This is a genomic window from Cellulosimicrobium arenosum (assembly GCF_014837295.1).
GTDB classification, from domain to species: Bacteria; Actinomycetota; Actinomycetes; order Actinomycetales; family Cellulomonadaceae; genus Cellulosimicrobium; species Cellulosimicrobium arenosum.
Window position 1 is genome coordinate 112,944 of record NZ_JACYHB010000006.1, and the last position, 21,828, is coordinate 134,771.

21 protein-coding genes are annotated in these 21,828 nt (G+C 73.4%); 8 read left to right on the top strand and 13 right to left on the bottom strand.

What is annotated here, in order from left to right; genetic code table 11:
• Nucleotides 1-25: 25 nt before the first annotated feature.
• Nucleotides 26-871, top strand: a complete 846-nt coding sequence (locus IF651_RS09280) for a DNA-formamidopyrimidine glycosylase family protein (protein ID WP_191828825.1) — start codon at nt 26-28, stop codon at nt 869-871.
• Nucleotides 872-883: 12 nt separating this feature from the next.
• Here the strand turns inward: IF651_RS09280 and IF651_RS09285 are convergent, their stop codons facing one another.
• The 4 genes from IF651_RS09285 to IF651_RS09300 all read right to left on the bottom strand — a co-directional run bounded on the left by IF651_RS09285 (nt 884) and on the right by IF651_RS09300 (nt 5,589).
• Nucleotides 884-1,225: a helix-turn-helix domain-containing protein gene (locus tag IF651_RS09285; RefSeq protein ID WP_191828826.1), complete on the bottom strand. Its 342-nt coding sequence runs from the start codon at nt 1,223-1,225 to the stop codon at nt 884-886.
• A 271-nt stretch (nt 1,226-1,496) separates the two neighbouring features.
• The gene (locus IF651_RS09290; protein WP_338403869.1) at nt 1,497-2,051 is read right to left on the bottom strand and encodes a CinA family protein; all 555 of its coding nucleotides are present in this window, start codon (nt 2,049-2,051) and stop codon (nt 1,497-1,499) included.
• On the bottom strand, nt 2,032-2,697 hold the full coding sequence (gene pgsA, locus IF651_RS09295) for a CDP-diacylglycerol--glycerol-3-phosphate 3-phosphatidyltransferase (RefSeq protein ID WP_191828827.1): 666 nt from the start codon (nt 2,695-2,697) through the stop codon (nt 2,032-2,034). Before pgsA ends, IF651_RS09290 begins: the two co-directional genes overlap by 20 nt.
• 48 nt (nt 2,698-2,745) lie before the next feature.
• On the bottom strand, nt 2,746-5,589 hold the full coding sequence (locus IF651_RS09300; protein ID WP_241744285.1) for an FtsK/SpoIIIE family DNA translocase: 2,844 nt from the start codon (nt 5,587-5,589) through the stop codon (nt 2,746-2,748).
• 106 nt (nt 5,590-5,695) lie between these two features.
• Between IF651_RS09300 and IF651_RS09305 the strand changes: the two genes are divergently transcribed.
• Entirely contained in the window at nt 5,696-6,514 is an 819-nt protein-coding gene (locus tag IF651_RS09305) for an MBL fold metallo-hydrolase (RefSeq protein WP_191828829.1), read from the top strand.
• A 30-nt stretch (nt 6,515-6,544) separates the two neighbouring features.
• Here IF651_RS09305 and IF651_RS09310 read toward each other — a convergent pair whose 3' ends face one another.
• Nucleotides 6,545-6,985: a hypothetical protein gene (locus IF651_RS09310; protein ID WP_338403870.1), complete on the bottom strand. Its 441-nt coding sequence runs from the start codon at nt 6,983-6,985 to the stop codon at nt 6,545-6,547.
• 65 nt (nt 6,986-7,050) lie between these two features.
• Here IF651_RS09310 and IF651_RS09315 point away from each other — a divergent pair, with 65 nt between their 5' ends.
• Entirely contained in the window at nt 7,051-7,656 is a 606-nt protein-coding gene (locus IF651_RS09315; RefSeq protein WP_191828830.1) for a WHG domain-containing protein, read from the top strand.
• A 21-nt stretch (nt 7,657-7,677) separates the two neighbouring features.
• Here IF651_RS09315 and IF651_RS09320 read toward each other — a convergent pair whose 3' ends face one another.
• Together IF651_RS09320 and dapA are read right to left on the bottom strand one after the other, a co-directional pair.
• Nucleotides 7,678-9,363 (bottom strand): RNase J family beta-CASP ribonuclease, encoded by a 1,686-nt coding sequence (locus IF651_RS09320; protein ID WP_191828831.1) that lies wholly within the window; start codon nt 9,361-9,363, stop codon nt 7,678-7,680.
• 34 nt (nt 9,364-9,397) lie between these two features.
• Nucleotides 9,398-10,312, bottom strand: a complete 915-nt coding sequence (dapA, locus tag IF651_RS09325; RefSeq protein WP_191828832.1) for a 4-hydroxy-tetrahydrodipicolinate synthase — start codon at nt 10,310-10,312, stop codon at nt 9,398-9,400.
• Between the two features lie 140 nt (nt 10,313-10,452).
• On the opposite strand from dapA, the gene IF651_RS09330 reads away from it, so the two are divergent.
• The 5 genes from IF651_RS09330 (at nt 10,453) to IF651_RS09350 (ending at nt 14,221) form a co-directional block, all read left to right on the top strand.
• On the top strand, nt 10,453-11,937 hold the full coding sequence (locus tag IF651_RS09330) for an NAD-dependent succinate-semialdehyde dehydrogenase (RefSeq protein ID WP_191828833.1): 1,485 nt from the start codon (nt 10,453-10,455) through the stop codon (nt 11,935-11,937).
• A 62-nt stretch (nt 11,938-11,999) separates the two neighbouring features.
• Nucleotides 12,000-12,806 carry an AzlC family ABC transporter permease gene (locus IF651_RS17715; protein ID WP_191828834.1) on the top strand — a complete coding sequence of 269 codons (807 nt, stop codon included), beginning with the start codon at nt 12,000-12,002 and terminating at the stop codon, nt 12,804-12,806.
• Nucleotides 12,803-13,123, top strand: a complete 321-nt coding sequence (locus tag IF651_RS17720; RefSeq protein ID WP_191828835.1) for an AzlD domain-containing protein — start codon at nt 12,803-12,805, stop codon at nt 13,121-13,123. Before IF651_RS17715 ends, IF651_RS17720 begins: the two co-directional genes overlap by 4 nt.
• 52 nt (nt 13,124-13,175) lie before the next feature.
• Nucleotides 13,176-13,685: a GNAT family N-acetyltransferase gene (locus IF651_RS09345; protein WP_191828836.1), complete on the top strand. Its 510-nt coding sequence runs from the start codon at nt 13,176-13,178 to the stop codon at nt 13,683-13,685.
• Between the two features lie 71 nt (nt 13,686-13,756).
• Complete coding sequence (locus IF651_RS09350) at nt 13,757-14,221, top strand: hypothetical protein (RefSeq protein ID WP_191828837.1); 465 nt, start codon at nt 13,757-13,759, stop codon at nt 14,219-14,221.
• On the opposite strand, the gene IF651_RS09355 is transcribed toward IF651_RS09350, so the two are convergent.
• The 6 genes from IF651_RS09355 to IF651_RS09380 all read right to left on the bottom strand — a co-directional run bounded on the left by IF651_RS09355 (nt 14,200) and on the right by IF651_RS09380 (nt 21,765).
• Nucleotides 14,200-14,727: a hypothetical protein gene (locus IF651_RS09355; protein ID WP_422110469.1), complete on the bottom strand. Its 528-nt coding sequence runs from the start codon at nt 14,725-14,727 to the stop codon at nt 14,200-14,202. The genes IF651_RS09350 and IF651_RS09355 overlap by 22 nt on opposite strands.
• Nucleotides 14,724-15,467: a 4-hydroxy-tetrahydrodipicolinate reductase gene (dapB, locus tag IF651_RS09360; RefSeq protein ID WP_191828929.1), complete on the bottom strand. Its 744-nt coding sequence runs from the start codon at nt 15,465-15,467 to the stop codon at nt 14,724-14,726. Before dapB ends, IF651_RS09355 begins: the two co-directional genes overlap by 4 nt.
• Nucleotides 15,468-15,573: 106 nt before the next feature.
• Nucleotides 15,574-16,905, bottom strand: coding sequence for an insulinase family protein (locus IF651_RS09365; RefSeq protein ID WP_191828838.1), 1,332 nt, complete (start codon nt 16,903-16,905; stop codon nt 15,574-15,576).
• A 1-nt stretch (nt 16,906) separates the two neighbouring features.
• Nucleotides 16,907-19,147, bottom strand: a complete 2,241-nt coding sequence (locus IF651_RS09370; RefSeq protein ID WP_191828839.1) for a polyribonucleotide nucleotidyltransferase — start codon at nt 19,145-19,147, stop codon at nt 16,907-16,909.
• A gap of 306 nt (nt 19,148-19,453) precedes the next feature.
• Nucleotides 19,454-19,723: a 30S ribosomal protein S15 gene (rpsO, locus tag IF651_RS09375; RefSeq protein ID WP_191828840.1), complete on the bottom strand. Its 270-nt coding sequence runs from the start codon at nt 19,721-19,723 to the stop codon at nt 19,454-19,456.
• A gap of 98 nt (nt 19,724-19,821) precedes the next feature.
• Nucleotides 19,822-21,765, bottom strand: a complete 1,944-nt coding sequence (locus tag IF651_RS09380; protein ID WP_191828841.1) for a peroxidase family protein — start codon at nt 21,763-21,765, stop codon at nt 19,822-19,824.
• Nucleotides 21,766-21,828: the final 63 nt, after the last annotated feature.

Below are 21,828 nucleotides of genomic sequence, written 5' to 3' on the forward strand. Positions count from 1 at the left end.
ACGACGGTGAGCGACGTGGTGTGCCGTGCCCGAGGGTGACGTGGTCCGCCTGACCGCCGCACGGCTCGACGAGGCGATGGCGGGTCGCATGCTGGTCCGCAGCGACCTGCGCTGGCCCGGCGCGGCCGAGACCGACCTCGTGGGCCGCACCGTGCTCGCCAACGTCCCCTACGGCAAGCACCTGTTCACCCGCTTCGACGACGGCTGGTCCCTGCACACGCACCTGCGCATGGAGGGCGCCTGGCGACTCGCGCGGACAGGTACCGTCGGCGCGCGCGGGACCGCGAGCACGACCCGGGTCGTGCTCGCGAACGCCTGGTGGACCGCGGTCGGGGTACGGATCGGGATGCTCGACGTCCTGCGCACGCGCGACGAGCACCGGATCACGGGGCCGCTCGGTCCGGACGTCCTCGCGGACGACTTCCCGGCCGACGGGCTCGCCGCCGCGGTCGAACGGCTCCGCACGGACGACGCGGCGGGCGGCCTGGGTCCCCGGCACCGGCCGGACCGCGCAGCACAGGGTGTGCCGGTCTGCGAGGCACTGCTCGACCAGCACACCGTGGCGGGTCTCGGGACCATCTGGACCGCCGAGTCCCTCTACGCGCAGCGCGTCTGGCCGTGGACACCCGTACGAGACGTACCGGACATCGGACAGGTGCTGCTCGCGGCGCGCGACCTCATGCAGCGCATCGTCCGGCACGGGTTCGGCAGGGAGTCGGATGTCGCGCGCGAGGTGCACGGACGTGCAGGACGGGCGTGCCACCGGTGTGGCACGCCCGTCGCGGTCGGCTCGGCGAACGACGCGCCGTACGACCGTCCGATCTTCTACTGCCCGTCGTGCCAGCCCGCGCCGTCGCCGGGCGGCGCGTGACGGTCCGCCACGTCAGCCGACAGGCTGCAGGTCCTCGCGGCGGCTGGAACCGCCGTCCGACCCGCGACCGTACAGCCCTGCGGCGAAGTCCGCCGGGAGCGTGTCCGGGATGAGCAGACCCTCGGCCACGGCGACGCGGTCGCTGACCTCGCGCAGCACCAACGACAGCGGCAGGTCGAGCGCCTCGCAGATCGAGCCGAGGAGCTCCGACGACGCTTCCTTCTGTCCGCGCTCCACCTCGCTGAGGTATCCCAGCGAGACCCGCGCGGCGGAGGACACCTCTCGCAGGGTCCGCCCCTGACGCTGGCGAGCGCTTCGCAGCACGTCCCCGATCTCTCGTCGAAGAACAATCATCTGGCGACCCCCTTCCGTGTCCCTCGCACCCTCCGGAACCGGTGCGGCCCCGTCCTGGATGCTCCCAGTCGTGCTTCTCGTCGAATTCCGTACCCCTCGTGCCGGGGTCGTCCTACCGTACCCCGGTCGGGGCCCGCCCACGTCGCCGTTCCGTCCCGTGGCACGCCCCTGGGGGGAGGCGGCGGAGCGGTTCGGGCGGCGTAGCGGCCTGTTCACGATCACGAGCGTTCCAACGCACCGCCGCGTCCCGTTGTTCCCGGGCGGGCCCGGTTCACCCGAGCGGACGACGGTCCTCCGCGTCCGCCGGCACGGAGTCCGTGGCCCCCATCGCCTCGACCAGCAGCCTCAGCCCGGCGTGCACCGCGCCGGCCCGGACCTGCGCCCTGTCCCCGAGGAGCTCGAGCTCTCGCACGTGCCGAGCACCGAGGAGGGACACCGCGACGTACACCAGGCCGGGCGGCCTGCCGTCCTGCGGGTCCGGGCCCGCCACCCCCGTGGTCGCGAGCCCCACGTCCGCCCTCAGGAGCCGACGCGCGGCGTCCGCCATCGAGCAGGCCACGTCCGGGTCGACGGCGCCGCGCGCGGCGAGGAGCGCGGCGTCCACCCCGAGGACCGCGGCCTTCGTGTCCGTCGCGTACGCGACGATCCCGCCGCGCAGCACGACCGAGGCACCGGGCACGTCGACGATCGTCGCGGTCACGAGTCCTCCGGTCAGGGACTCCGCCACCCCGAGCGTCCAGCCGCGCTCACGCAGGAGCGCGAGCACTCGCTCCGCGAGGGACCGTCCACCGCCGCGGTCGCCGCGCTCAGGTGCGGGCGGGGCCACCGTGCCCGCCCCTGTCGATCCCGTCGTCACTGTCGTTCGGGAGCGCGGAGGCAGCACGGACCTGCGCGGCCCGGACCGCTTCGCTCCGGATCCGCCACCCCTGGTAGAAGTACTCGACTCCCGTGACGACGGTGACGACGACGGCTGCCGCGAGCACGACCCACGCCACGACGGCGAACCAGCCCGGCAGGTGCGCGAGGGGCAGCAGGAAGGCGGTGATCGCGACGATCTGCAGGACGGTCTTGAGCTTGCCTCCGCGTGACGCGGGCATCACCGCGTACTTCAGGACGGCGAACCGCATGAGCGTCACGCCCAGCTCGCGCGCGAGGATCACCACGGGCACCCACCAGGGCAGCTCGCCGAGGGGCCACGCGAGCAGGACGAGCGCGGTCCCGACGAGCAGCTTGTCGGCGATCGGGTCGAGCAGCTTGCCGAGGTCGGTGACGAGCTCGTAGCGTCGCGCGAGATAGCCGTCGAGCCGGTCGGAGGACGCGGCGACGACGAAGATCCCGGTGGCGACCAGTCGCCAGGTCACGCTGTCCCCGCCGTCGACGAGCAGGGCCCACGCGAAGAACGGGACCATCAGGATCCGCACCATCGTGACGATGTTGGCGGAGTTCCACGGTGACGGGACGTCTGTGACCACGGACCCAGACTACGGGTACGGCGCGGACGTCCGGCCCGCGTGCGGGGCTCAGCGCCAGCCGGACTCCACGTCCGCGCCGTCGTGATACTCCGTCGCCACCGCCGGCGCATGCCCGTCGACGCCGTCGTCGTACCCGCGCGCGGCGCCCCCCGACGCTTCCGCAGCGGCGTCGGACGCGGACTGGTCGAACACCTCCTGCGCCGGCTCTCCCCGGATGAGCGCGAGCGCGGACGGCAGCGCGTCGGGCGTCACGAGCACCTCACGGGCCTTCGACCCCTCCGACGGACCGACGATCTCGCGCGACTCGAGCAGGTCCATGAGCCGACCGGCCTTGGCGAACCCGACCCGCAGCTTGCGCTGGAGCATCGAGGTCGAGCCGAACTGCGTCGTGACGACCAGCTCGGTCGCCTGCAGCAGGAGGTCGAGGTCGTCGCCGATGTCCTCGTCGACCTGCTTCTTGACCGCGACCTGGGCGACGTCCTCCCGGTACACCGGCTTGAGCTGCGACTTCACGTGCTCGACGACGGCGTGGACCTCGGACTCCGAGACCCAGGCGCCCTGGACGCGCATGGGCTTGGCCGCGCCCATCGGCAGGAACAGCGCGTCCCCCTGGCCGATGAGCTTCTCGGCGCCCGGCTGGTCGAGCACGACGCGCGAGTCGGCGAGCGAGGAGGTCGCGAACGCCAGCCGCGACGGCACGTTCGCCTTGATGAGACCGGTGACGACGTCGACCGACGGCCGCTGCGTCGCGAGCACGAGGTGGATCCCTGCGGCCCGCGCGAGCTGGGTGATCCGTTGGATCGACGCCTCGACGTCCCGCGGGGCCACCATCATCAGGTCGGCGAGCTCGTCGACCACGACGAGCAGGTAGGGGTAGGCCGCGATCTTGCGCTCGGAACCCGGGAGCGGCCTGACCTTGCCGGCACGGACCCCGGCGTTGAAGTCGTCGATGTGCTTGTACCCGAACGCGGCGAGGTCGTCGTAGCGCGCGTCCATCTCCCGCACGACCCAGTCGAGTGCCTCGGCTGCCTTCTTGGGGTTCGTGATGATCGGCGTGATGAGGTGCGGGATGCCCTCGTAGATCGTCAGCTCCACGCGCTTCGGGTCGACCAGCACGAGGCGCACCTGCTCAGGCGTGGAGCGCATGAGGATCGAGGTGATCATCGAGTTGATGAAGCTCGACTTGCCCGCACCGGTCGCACCGGCGACGAGGATGTGCGGCATCTTCGCGAGGTTCGCGACGACGTAGCCGCCCTCCACGTCCTTGCCGACACCCATGACCATCGGGTGCTCGGTGCGGCGCGCGGCCGACGAGCGCAGCACGTCGCCGAGCACCACCGTCTCGCGGTCGGTGTTGGGGATCTCGATGCCGATGGCCGACTTGCCCGGGATCGGCGCGAGGATGCGCACGTCCGCGCTGGCCACCGCGTACGCGATGTTGTTGGACAGCGAGGTGATGCGCTCGACCTTGGTCTTGGGGCCGACCTCGACCTCGTAGCGCGTGACCGTCGGGCCACGGGTGAAGCCGGTGACCGCGGCGTCGACCTCGAACTGCTCGAAGGTCTTGGTCAGCGCGTCGACGACCCGGTCGTTCGCGGCCGAGCGCACCTTGTGCGGCGCCCCCTTGGTCAGCGAGTCCTCGTTCGGCAGCAGGTACACCGTGTCGCCCTCGAGCATGGGCTGGACGCCGCGCGGGACCGGCGCGCCGGGCGGCGGTGGGACGGGGCCCGCGACGTCGTCGGCGGAGGGAGCGACGGCGCCCAGCGCGGCGGCCCCCACGTCCTGCGCGGTGCCGGGGCCGACTGCCGGGACCGCCTCGGTCGGCGACGTACCGGGAGCCGCGTCGTCGCCGCGCTCACGGGTACGGCGCGCACGTCTCTCGTCGCGCTCGAGCGTCGCGGCGGTCTCGAACGCCTCGTCGCCCGCGAACCCGCCGTCCGGGATCTCGGTCTCGGCGACGTCGGCGGCACGCTCCGCCTTGGTGCGTCGCCGGCGTCGTGGCCGCTTCGCCGCGGGCTCGACTTCACTGCCGTCGTGGCGCGAGACGCCCTCGGCCAGCGGCAGGCCGTCCTCGTCCAGCTCGTCCGAGGTGGCCGGGTGGTTGCCCGTCAGCACGTCGTACAGACGGTGGAGGCGTTCAGGGATGCGGTGCACGGGCGTCGCGGTGACCACCAGGAGCCCGAAGAACCCCAGGAGCAGGAAGATCGGCACCGCGAACCACTCCGTCAGCCCGGTCACCACGGGGGTCGCCGAGAGGTAGCCGACGATGCCGCCGGCCTCCTGCACGGCGGAGAACCCGTCGCGCGGCGCCGGGAGGTCCTGCGACACGTGGACGAGCGCGCAGACGGACACGACGAGCAGCGTCAGACCGATCGCGACCCGGGAGTTCGCCTGGACCCGCTCCGGGTGTCGCATGATGCGCACCGCGAGCCACAGGAGCAGCACCGGGACCGCGACCCCGGCGAGGCCGAAGGTCCCCGCCACCACGGCGTGCACCCCCGTGCCGAACGTGCCGGAGATGCCCCACCACTCGCGGGCGGCGACGACCACCGCGAGGGCGATCAGGAGGAACGCGACGCCGTCGCGCCGGTGTGCGGGGTCCAGGTCTCTCGCTCCCTTGCCGATCGTGCGGGTCGCGGCGCCGACCCCGTGCGCCGCACCGAGCCACAGGCCCCGCACCGCTCGCACGGGCCAGGCCGGACGCGACGCCGGACGGCGCGCGGGTGCGCGCTTGGTCGGTGTCCGTGCTGCCGTGCCCGTGGCCGAGCCGCTCCGGGGACGTGCGCTCGCCGAGCCCCGGCCCGTCGAGGAACCGGCGCGCGCACCCGATGGGGGTGTCGTCGTGCGTCTGCTCGAGGACCGTCGCGCCTGCGGGGACGTACGGGTCGCCATAGTGTTCCTCACAGTACCCGGGCGCACCGACGCCGGACCGCAGGCAGGACGGTCAGGGCGTGTCCCGGTCGGTGCCGCCCGCCGGCGTGGAGGAGAGCGAGAGACGATGGCACGGCCGGAAGCAGACGCGTCGGCGCTCCGGCGCTCCCTCGACGAGGTCGCACCGGGCGTGTTCGTCACGGTGGCGCGCCTCTGGTCGACGACGACCACCCTGGTCCTGGACGGGACCGACGCGCTGGTCGTCGACCCCGGGGTGAGCGTCGCGGAGGTGGACGCCCTCGCCTCCACGATCCTCGACCGTGGCTGGCGGGTGACGGCGGGTCTCGCCACGCATCCCCACTGGGACCACGTGCTCTGGAGCCGCGCGCTCGGCGACGGCCCGCGGTGGGCCACCGCGGGGTGCGCCGACCGGGCCGGGCAGGACGGCGCCGAGATCCGCGCCAAGGCCCAGGCGGACGCACCCGGCCACGAGCTCGACCTCCTCGGCGTGCTCGACGCCCTCCCGCCCGACGCGACGTCGCTCCCCTGGCCGGGCGCGCCCCGCGTCGTCGGGCACGACGCGCACGCGCCCGGGCACGCCGGGATCGCGACGCGCGGCGCGCTGCTCGCCGGGGACATGCTCTCGGACGCCGAGGTACCGCTCCCGGACGTGTCGTCGCCGGACCCTCTCGGCACGTACCGGGACGCGCTCGACCTCCTCGAGGACGTGGCCCGCGACGCGCACGTCCTCGTGCCCGGACACGGCAGCCCCGCGGTCGGCGCCGAGGCGATCGCGCGCCGGTTCGCCGCGGACCGCGCCTACCTGGACGCGCTCGAGCGCGCTGTCGACGACCCGGCCGCGACCGTGCGCGACGTGCGGCTGCGCGGGTACGTCGCGACGTGGCACGCGGACCAGCTCGACGCTCTCCGCGACGCCCGGCGCTAGACGACGGGAACGTCGGTGCGGGCCGGGGCCTCAACCGCGGAGCAGCCCCACCCCCAGCGTCACGACACCCGCGGCGAGCACGACGGCCCCCACCGGGAGCAGCACCACGGCCCGGCCCGGCGCCTCCCGGCCGGTCCCCGCCGCCGACAGGAAGAACCCTGCGGGCAGGAGGATCGCGGCGACGAGGACGCCCGTGGCCGCGAGCCATCGCCAGAAACCGGCGAGGTCGGTCGCCTCGGTGAGCAGCAGCGAGACGAGACCCAGGACCACGAGGACGCCGGCGTGCGCGTGACCCGCCCGGAAGAACGACGTCTGGAACCGCGTCGCGGGCGCCCTCCCGGTCACGACCGTGACGAGGAAGGCACCTCCCGACTCGATCCCGACGACGGACAGCAGGACGATGCCGGCGGTGACGCGGGCGGCGTCGGTCAGCTCGAGCACGAGGACCCCCATGGTTCGGTCGGCGCGCACCCATGGCGCGAACAGTGTTATAGAACACCGTTCGACCACGCGCGTCAAGGCCCTAGACTCGGATGGTGGCCCGACCCCGACTGCACGACGCGGCACTGCGCGAACGCCTGCTCGACGTCACCTCCCGCACGATCTCCGAGCGCGGCGAGGCCGCGGCCACCGTGCGCTCGGTCGCACTCGACGCCGGGACGAGCGCGTCCGCCGTCTATACCCTCTTCGGCAGCCGCGACGAGCTCGTGGCTGCCGTCTCCGCGGAGGGCTTCCGGCGGTTCGCCGTGCACCTGCGTGCCGTCACCCGCACCGACGACGCGGCCGCCGACCTCGCGGCGCTCGCCGTCGCCTACCGGTCGTCGGCGCTCGCCGACCCGCACTTCTACACGGTCATGTTCGGGCGCGGGGTCCCTCCCGCGACCGACGCCCCCGCAGTCGTCGAGCAGGAGACGTTCACCGTCCTGCGCGCCGCCGTGGCACGGCTCGTGCCCGACGCCGCGGCGGCCGCCGTCGAGGACGCGGCACTCGGCCTGTGGGGCCTGGTACACGGTCTCGTCTCGCTCGAGCTCGCGGGCCTGACGACCGGTACCGACGACCAGCGCGCCACCCGGTACGCGGCCGCCACCCGCGCCGTCGGGCCCGGACTGCTGGGCGGACTCACGGGTGGCGGCGGCGGCTGATCGCCGGAGGGCTTCGTTGGCTCAGGCCTCCACGACCACCGGGACGATCATCGGACGGCGGCGCAGCCGGTTCGACACCCAGCGCCCGATGACGCGTCGCATGATCTGCTGCAGCTGGTGCGTGTCGGTCGCGCCCCCCGCGATGGCGTCCTCGAGGGCCGCCACGACGTCCGGCCGGACGCCCTCGAAGACCGAGTCGTCCTCCGCGAAGCCTCGCGCCAGGATGTGCGGGCCGGCGAGCACCTTCCCGGTCGCGGAGTCCACCACGGCGAAGACCGAGACGAACCCCTCCTCGCCCAGGATGCGCCGGTCCTTGAGCTCGGCGTCGGTCAGCTCGCCGACGCTCGACCCGTCGACGTACACGTACCCGCACGGCACTGCGCCGACCACGGACGCGCGGCCGTCGACCAGGTCGACCACCACGCCGTCCTCGGCGAGCACGACCCGGTCGGCGGGCACCCCGGTACGGACCGCGATCGCCGCGTTGGCCACGAGGTGGCGCACCTCGCCGTGCACGGGCATGACGTTGCGCGGGCGCAGCACGTTGTAGCAGTACATGAGCTCACCCGCGCTCGCGTGGCCCGACACGTGCACCTTGGCGTTCCCACCGTGCACGACGCGCGCACCGAGGCGCGTGAGCCCGTTGATGATGCGGAACACCGCGTTCTCGTTCCCCGGGATGAGCGAGGACGCGAGGATCACGGTGTCGCCCATGCCGACCGAGACCCTGTGGTCCCCGTTCGCCATGCGGCTCAGCGCGGCCATCGGCTCGCCCTGCGAACCGGTGCACATGAGGACCGTCTCGTCGTCGCGCAGCGAGTCGACCTTCTTGAGGTCGATGAGCACGCCCTCGGGCACGGTCAGGTACCCGAGCTCCGAGGCGATCGTCATGTTGCGGACCATGGACCGCCCGACCAGCGCGACGCGGCGACCGTGGTGGTGCGCCGCGTTGAGGACCTGCTGCACGCGGTGCACGTGCGACGAGAAGGACGCGACGATGATGCGCTTCTCCGACTGTGCGAACACGGTGTCGAGCACGGGGCCGATCTCGACCTCGGGCGTGACGAACCCCGGGACCTCGGCGTTGGTGGAGTCGACCATGAACAGGTCGACGCCCTGCTCGCCGAGGCGCGCGAACGCCCGCAGGTCCGTGATGCGCCCGTCGAGCGGGAGCTGGTCCATCTTGAAGTCGCCCGTGTGCAGGACGGTGCCCGCGCCGGTCGTCACCGCCACGGCGAGCGCGTCGGGGATCGAGTGGTTGACGGCGACGAACTCGCAGCCAAAGACCCCGAGCTGCTCCGTCTGCCCCTCGGTGACCACCCGCACCACGGGCGAGATGCGGTGCTCCTTGAGCTTCGCCTCGACGAACGCGAGGGTGAGGCGCGACCCCACGAGAGGGATGTCGCGCCGCAGCCGCAGCAGGTAGGGCACGGCACCGATGTGGTCCTCGTGACCGTGGGTGAGGACGATCGCCTCCACGTCGTCGAGGCGGTCCGCGATGTAGTCGAAGTCGGGGAGGATCAGGTCGACGCCGGGCTGGTTGTCCTCGGGGAACAGCACCCCGCAGTCGATGACGAGCAGTCGCCCCTCGTACTCGAGGACGGCCATGTTGCGCCCGACCTCGCCGAGCCCGCCGAGGGCGACGATGCGAAGCCCTCCGGCCGGGAGCTCGGGAGGCAGGGAGAGTTCGGGATGGGGGTGGCTCACGGGGCCTCCTGTCGTGGCTGAGCCGGATGGGTGTCTAGCGTGCGGGGTCGAGCGCGCCGAAGGCGACGAGGGCGTCGCGCACGAGCGCGACGTCGCCCTCGGTCGCCGCCACGTTGGGCAGGCGCAGCTCGCGGTTGTCGGTGACGCCGAGCAGCTCGAGCGCGGACTTGACCATGACGGCCTGGAAGCCCGCACCGTTGAGCGCGTCGATCACCGGGGTGGTGGTGAGGAAGATCTCGAGGGCACCGGCGTGGTCGCCGGCGTCGAACCGGCGCACCACCTCGGCGAACGCGCCCGCGACGACGTGCGCCGACACCGACACGATGCCTGCCGCGCCGTGCGCCAGGAACGGCAGCAGGAGTCCGTCGTCGCCGCTGTAGAGCACGAGCCCGGTCGCGGCGGCGACCTTGGCCGCGGAGTACACGTCGCCCGCGGCGTCCTTGGTCGCGACGATCCGGTCGTGGGCCGCCAGCCGCTCGTAGGTCGGCGCGGCGATCCGGACGCCGGCACGACCCGGGACGTCGTAGAGCATCACGGGCAGGTCGGTCTCGTCGGCGATCGCGGTGAAGTGCCGGTACAGGCCCTCCTGGCTGGGGCGCGAGTAGTACGGCGCGACGGCGAGCAGGCCGTCCGCACCCGCGTCCGCCGCCTGCACGGCCATGCGCAGCGCGTGGTCGGTGTCGTTGGAGCAGGCGCCCGCGACGACGACCGCCCGGTCGCCCACGGCGTCCACGACCGCGGCGACCAGCCCTGCCTTCTCCGGTGCGTGCGTCGTCGGCGACTCCCCGGTCGTGCCGTTCAGCACGAGACCGTCGTTCCCGTCGTCGACCAGCCGCTCCGCGATGCGTACCGCCGCCTCGAGGTCGACGTCGCCGGCCGGAGTCATCGGCGTGACCATCGCGGTCAGGACCGCGCCAAAAGGGCGCGACGGCGTAGAGGGAAGGGCCATGTGCACAAACTACCGTGCCCGCGAGCCCCGCGGACCACCGCCCCGCCGGGGGCGCGGCCTGCGCGTGGCGGAACCCCGCCGAGCCCGACGCCGCCGCTCGGACCCTGCGAGCGCACCCCGACCGCGTGATACTCGAGAGCATGGCCACCTCGTCGTCCGCCTCGCACCTGTCCCCCGCTCTCGTCGCGCACCTGCCCACGGGCCTCCTGATCGACGGGCGCTGGACCGCCGCCGAGGGCGGTCGAACGTTCGAGGTCGAGGACCCGGCGACTGCGGAGACGCTGTTCGACGTCTCGGACGCGTCCTCCGCGGACGCGCTGCGGGCCCTCGACGCCGCGCACCGTGCCGCACCGGCGTGGCGCGCGGTCGCCCCGCGCGAGCGGGGCGAGCTGCTGCGCGCGGTGTACGAGCACCTGGTCGCACGTGCCGACGACATCGCGGCGCTCATCACCGCGGAGAGCGGCAAGCCGCTCGCCGAGGCGCGCGCCGAGGTCCTCTACGGTGCGGACTTCTTCCGCTGGTACGCCGAGCAGGCCGTCCGGACGGACGGGCTGGTGCGCACCGCGCCCGCCGGTGCGAACCGCCAGCTCGTGTCCCGTCGGCCCGTCGGCCCGGCCCTGCTCATCACGCCGTGGAACTTCCCGATCGCGATGGCCACGCGCAAGATCGGTCCGGCGCTCGCGGCCGGGTGCCCGGTCGTGATCAAGCCGGCGCACCTGACGCCGCTCACGACCGCTCTGGTGGCGGAGGTCATCCGCGCCGAGCTCGAGGAACGAGGGCTCCCGACCGGGGTGGTCAACGTCGTCCCGACGTCGAGCGCCTCGGACGTCTCGTCGCCGCTGCTCGCGGACCCACGGCTCCGCAAGGTGTCGTTCACCGGCTCCACGGCGGTAGGCCGCACGCTGCTCGAGGCCTCCGCCGCGCAGGTGCTGCGCGCGTCGATGGAGCTGGGCGGCAACGCCCCGTTCCTCGTCTTCCCCGACGCCGACCTGGACAAGGCCGTCGAGGGTGCCGTCGTGGCGAAGCTGCGCAACACCGGTCAGAGCTGTGTCGCGGCCAACCGGTTCCTCGTGCACGACGCCGTCGCGCGCGAGTTCGCGCAGCGCCTCGCCGCCGCCTTCGCGGAGCTCCGGGTCGGTCCGGGAGCGGAGGAGGGTGTGCAGGTGGGTCCGCTCATCGAGGCGACGGCGGTGGACTCGGTGGCCGGGCTCGTCGAGGCGGCCGTCGACGGCGGCGCCCAGGTCCTCACGGGTACCGACCGACCGCGCTCGTCCGGGTACTTCTACTCCCCCACCGTCCTGTCCGGCGTCGCCCCGGACGCCCGCGTGGTGACCCAGGAGATCTTCGGACCCGTGGCTCCCGTCGTGGCGTTCGGGGACGACGACGAGGGGATCGCGCTCGCGAACGCGACCGAGTACGGCCTGGCCGCGTACGCCTTCACGGCGTCGCTCGACCGCGCCGTGCGCGTGGCCGAGGAGGTCGAGGCCGGGATGATCGGCATCAACCGCGGCATGGTCTCGGACGCGAGCGCGCCGTTCGGCGGGATGAAGCAGTCCGGCCTCGGTCGCGAGGGCGGCGAGGCAGGCCTCGAGGAGTACCTCGAGACGGTGTACGTCGCGCTCTGACCGCCTGCTGCCGGCGTGCCGCTAGCCTGGGGGCTCCGTCCCCGGCCCGAAGGACCCGCGCGATGCCCGACGACGACCCCGGTACCGCACCGGACGAGGCCGCCGAGGTCGAGCAGACGGTGGAGGAGCTGGTCGAGGCCGAGGAGCGTGGCGCGGTCCGCCAGGCCGTCTCGGTGTCCGTCGCGACCGGTCTCTACGGGATCTCGTTCGGTGCGCTCGCCACCGTCGCAGGGCTCGACCTCGCCCAGACCGCCGCGCTGAGCCTGCTCATGTTCTCCGGCGGCTCGCAGTTCGCGCTCGTCGGCGTCGTCGGGTCCGGCGGCACGGCTGCCGCGGCGATCGCGACGGCGGGCCTGCTCGGCGTCCGCAACGCGCTGTACGGGGCCCAGCTCGGGCCCCTGCTCGCGCTGCGCACCTGGCAGAACGTGCTCGGCGCGCAGCTGACGATCGACGAGTCCGCGGCCGTCGCGACGGCGCAGCGCACGCGCCGGGCCGCCCGCGTCGGCTTCTGGCTCACCGGCGCGGGCGTGTTCGTGCTCTGGAACCTCATGACCGTGGTCGGGGCCGCCGCGGGCGACGCCCTCGGAGACCCGCGGCGGTGGGGTCTCGACGCCGCGGCCGCCGCGGCGTTCCTCGGCCTGCTCTGGCCACGTCTCGCGACCCGCCCGGTGCAGCTCGTGGCCGCCGGCGCCGTGGTCGTCGCCATCGGCCTGACCCCGGTCGCACCGGCCGGCGTCCCCGTGCTCGCGGCCGCGGCCGTCGCCGTCCTCGCCGGAGCGATCGACGCGCGCCGCCGCGGTCCGGTCCCGCCGACCGGCCCCCGAGCGGCGCCGGGCGTCGCGGCCCCGGCGCAGGAGGAGGACCGGTGACGCCCGCGACCGTGTGGGCCGTCGTGCTCGTCGCGTCCGTCCTGTGCTTCGCCCTCAAGCTCGCCGGGCACCTCCTGCCCGAGCACTGGCTCGCGGACGAGCGCGTGTCCCGGACCGCCGCACTCGTCACCGCGGCCCTGCTGGCCGCGCTCGTGGCCGTGCAGACGGTGGCCACGGGCCAGACGCTGGTCGTCGACGCGCGGCTGCCCGCCCTCGCCGTCGCGGCACTCGCCCTGGCGCTGCGGGCGCCCTTCCTCGTCGTCGTCGTGCTCGCCGCCGCGACCGCGGCCGGGCTGCGGCTCCTCGGTTGGGGCTGACCCCACGAGCCGCCGCGCCGGAGACGTCCCGGTCCGCGCATAGGGTGGGCGCGTGAGCCTCTTCCACGAGACAGCCGACGTCTCCGTGCGACCCGCCGTCCCCGGGGACGACGTCGCCATGACCGCGATCCAGGTCGGGTCCTGGCGGGCCGCGCACGGCGAGGTCCTCGGCGACGCCGTCCTCGACGCGCTCGACACGGTCCGGATGCGCGAGCAGTGGGCCGCCGCCATCGACGCGCCACCCGGCCCCGGCTTCGCCGTGCTCGTCGCGTGCGCCGGCCCCGACGTCGTCGGCTTCGCCGCCGTCGGGCCCGGGCAGCTCGTCGCGCTCGAGGTCGAGCCGCGGCACCAGCGCGGCGGGCACGGCTCGCGGCTGCTGTCGGCGGCCGTCGACCGGCTGCGGCGCGACGGTGCCGAGGAGATCGTCTCGTGGGTGCTCGACGGCGACACCGCGCGCGAGGAGTTCCTCGGCGGCGCGGGCCTCGGTCCAGACGGCCGCACGCGCACCCTCGCGACCGGGCCGCGGGACGTCGTCGAGCACCGGTGGTACGCAGCGCTGTGACCACAGCTCGTCACACACTCGTGACACGCCCGTAGCCCGCTGCGCTCCCCGCGCTGCCACGATCGGGACGCATGGGGATGCTCACGCACTACTTCGCGGCCGCCGACGACGCGTCGGCCGCGATCCGTGCTACCGAACCCGCGGACCCCGTGGAGGACGACGGACCGCCGGGTGCTGCGAGCCTCGACATCGTCCGGCTCGCCGGCCTCGAGCCCTTCGTCCGGCTGGGAACGCTGACGAGCCGGCTCACCGGCCGCTCCTACGGCGAGGTCACCCGGCACCCGCGGCACGGCACCGTGGTCGGTTCCGGCGGGGACGACGGCCCCTGGGTCGTGACCGTCTCCGACGAGCTCGTCCGAGCGCTCGCCGCGAGCACGCGCACCGTGCTGGAGGGCGTGGTCGACGACTGGCCGGAACCGCCGGCACGGACCGGGGCGGAACCGCAGTGGCCGGCCGCTGCGCTGCACGAGCTCGCCGAGCTGTGCGCGCGTGCCCGGGACACCGGGCACCGGGTCTACTGCTGGGCGTGCCTGTGACCGCGGTACAGCGCGGCCGCCCTGCGCAGCGCGCCGCGGGCACGACGGCGGTCGCGCGACGCGTCGTAGGCGAAGGCGAGGTTGTACCAGGCCTCCCAGCTCTGCGGATCGGCGTCGGCCGCGTCGCGGTACGCGCCGAAGGCGTCGTCCGCGGCCGCACGGTCGATCCGCCCTCCCGGTGAGCGCGGGAGGTCGTCGACCGGGAGACGGTCGCGCCCCGCGAGGTCGTCGGCCATCCGCTGAACCGTCCCGGCGAGCAGGAACTCGCGGGCGACGAGCCCGACGACGAGCACGGGCAGGACGAGGACGCCTACGCCGATCACGACGGCGACCGGCTCGCCCGTGCGGACGAGCGCCGCGGCGCGTCCTGCTACCTGCCACACGTACAGCGCGAGCAGGAGCGTGACGAGCACCGCGCCGAGGATCGCGCCCCAGGGGCGCCGAGCCCGGGCCCGCGGAGCCGCGGGTCCGGGGTCGTCCTGCTCGTCGGGGGTCCCGCCGCTCACGCCAGGTCCAGCACGTTCTCGAGGCCGACCGTCAGCCCGGGACGCGAGACGACCTCCCGCACGGCGAGCAGCACGCCCGGCATGAACGAGACCCGGTCGAACGAGTCCTGCCGGATCACGAGCTGCTCACCCGCGTTGCCGAAGAGGATCTCCTCGTGCGCAACCAGACCGCGCAGCCGGACGGCGTGCACCCGGACGCCCTCGACGTCGGCGCCGCGAGCCTCCCAGCCGGTCTCGGTCGAGTCCGGGCCCTGTCCCACGCCGGCCTCGGCGCGCGCGGCCGCGATCGCGGCCGCCGTGTGCCGTGCCGTGCCCGACGGCGCGTCGACCTTGTCCGGGTGGTGCAGCTCGATGACCTCGACCGACTCGAAGTAGCGTGCCGCACGTGCGGCGAAGGTCATGGCGAGCACCGCGGACAGCCCGAAGTTGGGCGCGATCAGCACGCCGAGACCAGGCGTCCCGGCGGTCGCCGCGCCGTCCAGGTGCTCGGCGACGCGGCCACGGCTCTCGTCCGTCCAGCCCGTCGTCCCGACGACCGCGTGCACCCCGGCGTCGATCAGGGCGTGGACGTTGGTCTCGGTCGCGGCCGGGACGGTGAAGTCGACCGCCACGTCCGCGCCACCGAGGGTCGCCGCCGACACGTCGTCCCCCGCGTCCAGCCGCGCGACGAGCTCGAGGTCTGGAGCGCCGTCGACGGCCGCGCACACCGTCGTGCCCATGCGGCCCGCGGCGCCGAGCACGGCGACCCTGATCGGTGCCGCCGCGTGCGACGCGCTCGGCTGGCTGGCGGGGTCCGGGGATGCGTTCTGCTCGCTCACGACCGCCAGCCTAACCGGGCCGGCCGGGTCAGTCCCCGAAGGGTCCGACGCGCACGACGGAGCGGGGACGCGACGCGAGATCTGCTGCGAGCTCGCGCACGTCGTCGGCGGTGACGGCCCGGATCGCCTCGAGCGACTCCTCGAGGCTCAGCAGCTCGCCGTAGACCAGCTCGGCCTTGCCCAGCCGGCTCATGCGCGACCCCGAGTCCTCGAGCCCGAGGACGAGCCCGCCCGTGAGCTGGCCGATGCTGCGGTCGAGCTCGGGCCCCGTGATCCCGTCGGCCGCGAGCCGGTCGAGCTCGGCGTGCAGCAGCGCCGTGACGTCGTCGACCTTCGACGGCGCGCAGCCCGCGTAGAGACCGAACGTGCCGATGCCGCCGTGGCCGGAGGCGAAGGAGTACGTCGAGTACGCGAGCCCGCGCTTCTCCCGGATCTCCTGGAACAGCCGCGAGCTCATCCCGCCGCCGAGCGCGGCGCTCAGCACCGACAGGACGAAGCGACGCTCGTCCGTGGCCGCGAGGCCGGTACCGCCGACGATGACGTTGGCCTGCTCGACGGCGCGTCGCACGGTGAGCTCGACGCCCGTCGCGGCCGTCCCGTCGAGCGTCGGCGGACGCTCGTCCCGCCGCGACCGGGGTGTCCGGGCGGGGTCGAGGTCCCACCCGCCGTCGTGCAGCGCGCGGGTCACCTCGCCCACGAGGGCGTCGTGGTCGACGCCGCCGGCGGCCGCCACGACGAGCGTCTCGGGACGGTAGTGCCAGCGGTAGTGCTCCCAGACGGCGTCGCGCGGGACCGCGCGGATCGTGTCCGGGGTCCCGCCGATGGGGCGTCCGAGCGCCTGCCCGTCCAGGACGGCGGCGGAGAACTCCTCGTGCACGACGTCGGTCGGGTCGTCGTCGTTCATCGCGAGCTCTTCGAGGATGACGCCGCGCTCGGTCTCGAGCTCGTCCGTGTCGAGACGGGCCGAGGTGACCATGTCACCGATGACGTCGACCGCCATGGGCAGGTCGGTGTCGAGCACCCGCGCGTAGTAGCACGTGTGCTCCTTGCCGGTGGCGGCGTTGGCCTCACCGCCGACGGCGTCGAACGCCTCGGCGATGTCCATGGCCGTCCGGCGGTCCGTGCCCTTGAAGAGCAGGTGCTCGAGGAAGTGCGTGGAGCCGAAGTGCCCGTCGGTCTCGTCGCGCGAGCCGACGCCGACCCACGCGCCCATCGTCGCCGAGCGCAGGCCCGGCATCGACTCGGTGAGCACCCGGACCCCGCCGGGCAGGACGGAACGACGGATCGTCGCGCCGTCCTGCCCGGCGGTCAGCTCGGCCCCGGCCTGACCGGCCGGGACGAGCGGGAGGTCCCAGGGCACGTCAGGCGTCGCCGCCCTCGGCGGGAGCAGCGGAGTCCTCCGCAGCGTCTTCGACCACGGCGTGCAGCGACAGCTTGCCGCGCGGGTCGATCTCGCCGATCTCGACCTGGACCTTCTGGCCGATCCCGAGCACGTCCTCGACGTTCTCGACGCGCTTGCCGCCCACGAGCTTGCGGATCTGGCTGATGTGGAGCAGCCCGTCCTTGCCCGGCGAGAGCGAGATGAACGCACCGAACGACGTCGTCTTGACGACGGTGCCGACGAAGCGCTCGCCGATCTCCGGCATGTGCGGGTTGGCGATCGCGTTGATCGCCGCGCGGGCGGCCTCTGCCGAGGGGCCGTCGGTGGCGCCGATGTACACGGTGCCGTCGTCCTCGATGGAGATGTCCGCGCCCGTCTCCTCCTGGATCTGGTTGATCATCTTGCCCTTCGGGCCGATGACCTCGCCGATCTTGTCGACCGGCACCTTCACCGCGATGACGCGCGGGGCGTTCGGGGACATCTCGTCCGGCACGTCGATGGCCTCGGCGAGGACGTCGAGGATCGTCAGGCGCGCGTCGCGCGCCTGCGCCAGCGCACCGGCGAGCACCGAGGCGGGGATGCCCTCGAGCTTGGTGTCGAGCTGGATGGCCGTGACGAACTCGCGCGTGCCGGCGACCTTGAAGTCCATGTCGCCGAACGCGTCCTCGGCTCCGAGGATGTCGGTCAGAGCCGCGTACCGGGTCTCACCGTCGACGGTGTCCGAGATGAGGCCCATCGCGATGCCCGCGACGGCCGCGCGCAGCGGCACGCCTGCGTTGAGCAGCGAGAGCGTCGAGGCGCACACGGAGCCCATGGACGTCGAGCCGTTGGAACCGAGGGCCTCGGACACCTGGCGGATCGCGTACGGGAACTCCTCGCGGCTGGGCAGCACCGGCACCAGCGCGCGCTCGGCGAGCGCGCCGTGGCCGATCTCGCGGCGCTTGGGGCTGCCCACGCGGCCGGTCTCACCGGTCGAGTAGGGCGGGAAGTTGTAGTTGTGCATGTAGCGCTTGCGCGTCTCGGGGCCGAGCGAGTCGATCTGCTGCTCCATGCGGAGCATGTTGAGCGTCGTGACGCCCATGATCTGCGTCTCGCCGCGCTCGAACAGCGCGGAGCCGTGCACGCGCGGCAGGACCTCGACCTCGGCGGACAGGGTGCGGATGTCCGCGAGCCCACGGCCGTCGATGCGCACGCCGTCCGTCAGGACGCGCTGGCGCACGAGCTTCTTCTGCAGCGAGCGGTAGGCGGCGGAGAGCTCCTTCTCGCGGCCGTCGAACCCGGGCTGGAGCTTGCCGACCATCTCGTTCTTGATCTCGTCGAGACGGTTCTCGCGGTCCTGCTTGTCGGCGATCGCGAGCGCGTCGCGCAGGTCCGAGGTGACCTCGACCTCGACGGCGGCGAACGCGTCGTCCTGGTACTCGGGGAAGACCGGGAACTCCTTCACCGGCTTCGCGGCCTGGGCGGCGAGCGAGGCCTGCGCGTCGCACAGCGCCTTGATGAACGGCTTGGCCGCCTCGATGCCCTCGGCGACCACGTCCTCGGTCGGGGCGGCGACGCCCTCGTCCTTGATGAGGCCCCAGGCACCGTCGGTGGCCTCGGCCTCGATCATCGCGATGGCGACGTCGGTCGAGCCGTCCGCCGCGACGACGTTGCGGCCGGAGACGACCATGTCGAAGACGGCGCGCTCCTTGTCGGAGTACTTGGGGAACGCGACCCACTGGCCGTCGATCAGCGCGATGCGGACCGCGCCGACCGGGCCGGAGAACGGCAGGCCGGAGATCTGCGTGGACAGCGACGCGGCGTTGATCGCGAGCGTGTCGTACGCGTCGTCCGGGTGCAGCGCGAGGACGGTCACGACGACCTGGACCTCGTTGCGCAGACCCTTGACGAACAGCGGGCGCAGCGGGCGGTCGATGAGGCGGCACGCGAGGATGGCGTCGGTCGAGGGACGGCCCTCGCGACGGAAGAACGAGCCGGGGATGCGGCCCGCTGCGTACATGCGCTCCTCGACGTCCACCGTCAGGGGGAAGAAGTCGAAGTGGTCCTTGGGGTGCTTGCCGGCCGTCGTGGCCGACAGCAGCATGGTCTCGTCGTCGAGGTACGCGGCGACGGAGCCGGCGGCCTGGCGCGCGAGGCGCCCCGTCTCGAACCGGACGGTGCGGGTGCCGAAACGACCGTTGTCGATCGTTGCTTCGGCGAACTGGATCTCGGGACCCTCCACGGGTGCCCTCCCTTTCTCGAGGCGCCGCCCGGTGTGCCCTGTCGAGCAGATCCGGTTCCGTGCCCGGTGCGCGCGTGGCGCGCTGGGGCTCCGGTCGCACTCGACGCTCGGCGGTCTTCGATCGAGGTCCACGGCCGTACCGCGTGGCCCGCGACCAGGTCGCGGGACGCACGGCTCCGTGAGCCACTACCGAGGACCGAACGAGAGGCCGGCGGCGCGTAGGTGAGTCGTGTGCTGGTGTGGTGTGACGGCTAGATCAGACCAGACCAGCCCGGCCCCCGCAGGGACCGGGCTGGTGGTGGGGCGTCAGCGACGCAGACCGAGGCGCTCGATGAGGCTCCGGTAGCGCGCGATGTCGATCCTCTGCAGGTAGCCGAGGAGACGGCGACGCTGGCCGACGAGGAGGAGCAGACCACGACGGCTGTGGTGGTCGTGCTTGTGCTCCTTGAGGTGCTCGGTCAGGTCCTTGATGCGCTGCGTGAGCATCGCGACCTGGACCTCGGGCGAACCGGTGTCGCCCTCGCTCGTCGCGTACTCGGTCATGATGCGCTGCTTCGTGGCAGTGTCGAGCGGCACGGTTCTCCTTCGGGTTCGTTGCGCGGCGCACCAGGACGACGTTCCTGGGCTCTCTGTGTCCGCGGCCGTTCTGACGGCGCACCGATCTTACCAGCCGCTCAGGGTCGGCCGTCGTGCCCGGCGGTCCCACCGCCTCGGAACGCACCTGCCGGGTCCGCGAGGACACCGGCGAACCGCATCATGTCCGGGAGCGTGAGGACCAGCGAGCCGTCCTCGAAGTGCACGCCCTGTGCGGGCGACCAACGGTTGGTCGCCCGGAGGTAGGAGCGGTCGTCCTGGCGCAGGAGGTAGACGAACGTCTCCGCGAGGACGCGGCTGCCCACGTCGCCGAGGAAGCTGCCGTCGCCCTGCAGCTCCGCCTCCTTGAGGACGTAGTACCACAGCGGGGTCCCGCCCCCGCCGTCGGCGCGCAGTGCGGCCATCGCGTCGACCACGGTCTGCGGGGCGTCCTGCACGAGCCGGTCGGGCGAGAGCGGCTCGAGCCCGAAGGCCCGGGCCACCGCCTCCCCCGTGGGCAGCGCGAGCATGTAGCCGCGCAGCAGGTTGCGCTGCGCGAGCTGCTTCTGCAGGAGGCTCGCAGTCTGCTGCGCGGGCGTGGGCTCCTGCCCGGGCTCGGTCCCGATCGCGCCCTGGTTCGTCATCGAGCCGAGCGTGGGCGCGAGGAACGTGTCGATCTTCTCCGCCGAGTGGAACGCGTCGGCATCGCCCTTGTCCACGAACTTCGACCAGTCGATCGGCCAGTTCGACGGGAGCACCGGGTTCGGTGGACCGCCCAGGGTCAGCCCGCCGCCGCCCGTGAACCGGAAGAGCTGCTCGAGCGTCGCGAGCCCTGCCGGTGCGCCCGGCGTGAAGTTGACGTTGAAGTCGTAGGAGTCGCGCACCATCGAGTGGCCGAACCGGAACGCCGCGACCGCGAACTCGAGCGGCATCGCGATCGGGTAGCGGGGACGGAAGAACGAGGTGTCCCCGAGGAGCACCGCGTCGAGCACGCCGGGCTTGGTGAGCGTGCGCAGGTAGTCGTTGACGACGAGCCACTGGTAGTGCCACCGGACCAGCTGGTTCGCCCGCTCGTACAACCCGCGCTCTCCCGCTGCGCGTTCCCACGGCTCGAACTCGGCGACCCAGTCGACGACGGCGTTGTGGAACCGGATCATCGCGACGTGGAGCTGCGCGACGACGAGGTTCTCGTCGTTGCGGCCGTCCGGGATCAGGGGACCGCGGTCGGCCCCGCGCGGCAGGTCTCGCTGCAGGTCGCCCTCGGGAGGGCACAGGACGAACGCCGGACCACCCCCCGGCACGACGAACGGCTCGACCGGGATCCGCCCGAGCCGCAGCTTCGCCGAGCCCTCGACGAAAGCGGCCTCGCTGCGTGTCGTGCCGCAGTCGGGCTCACCCTCGAACTTCGGGCCGCTGCCGTAGAGCGAGTCGAGGTCGAGGGCCGGGTGGCGTGCGTTGCGCAGGCTCCGGACGACGACCTTCGGGTCGAAGACCCGGAACGGCACCCGGTCGATGTCGCCGAGCGCCTGGTCGCCGCCCGGGCCCTCGACGTCGTCGGGCCCGTTGGTGTTGAGCGTGATGTCGTGGTCGATGAACTGGCCCCAGTACGTGTACACCGCCGGCACGTGCGAGTTGCGGACCGCCGGACCGCCACCGGGCGGTGACGGCGGCGGGGCGACCATCGCGGTACCGAGGGCCTTGAGGTGCTCGACGACGGTCGCGGTCGTGCCGTCGCCGGCGGCCAGGTGGCCGGCCGGGAAGGTCGACGCGAGCTCGGGGAACAGGTAGTCGAACGCGGTGGTCGAGTCGTAGCGGTGCTCGCGCAGGTCGCGGTAGACCGCGGCCTGTGCGGGGCCGAGCAGCGGCGCCTTCGACGACAGGGGGTCGTCCGCCCCGCCGTCCGGGTCGGGGACGTAGGTCGAGCCGTGACCCGTGCTGCGCACGGTCCGTCCGATCGGGGTCGATGCCTCGTCGACGGCGTCGGGGGCGACGTCGTCGACCACTGCCTCTGCGACTGCCGCCGCCGGGTCCTGGGGAGCCTCCATGGCTCTGCCTCTCTGTGAGAGCGGGGGTGGTGGGAACGCGTGCGAGCGGGGCCACCCGGAGGT

Bases quoted from the DNA above. Each gene is read 5' to 3' on its own strand.
- IF651_RS09285 (WP_191828826.1), bottom strand. From the start codon at position 1,225: ATGATTGTTCTTCGACGAGAGATCGGGGACGTGCTGCGAAGCGCTCGC.
- IF651_RS09300 (WP_241744285.1), bottom strand. From the start codon at position 5,589: ATGGCGACCCGTACGTCCCCGCAGGCGCGACGGTCCTCGAGCAGACGC.
- IF651_RS09305 (WP_191828829.1), top strand. From the start codon at position 5,696: ATGGCACGGCCGGAAGCAGACGCGTCGGCGCTCCGGCGCTCCCTCGAC.
- dapA (WP_191828832.1), bottom strand. From the start codon at position 10,312: ATGGCCCTTCCCTCTACGCCGTCGCGCCCTTTTGGCGCGGTCCTGACC.
- IF651_RS09330 (WP_191828833.1), top strand. From the start codon at position 10,453: ATGGCCACCTCGTCGTCCGCCTCGCACCTGTCCCCCGCTCTCGTCGCG.
- IF651_RS17715 (WP_191828834.1), top strand. From the start codon at position 12,000: ATGCCCGACGACGACCCCGGTACCGCACCGGACGAGGCCGCCGAGGTC.
- IF651_RS09350 (WP_191828837.1), top strand. From the start codon at position 13,757: ATGGGGATGCTCACGCACTACTTCGCGGCCGCCGACGACGCGTCGGCC.
- IF651_RS09380 (WP_191828841.1), bottom strand. From the start codon at position 21,765: ATGGAGGCTCCCCAGGACCCGGCGGCGGCAGTCGCAGAGGCAGTGGTC.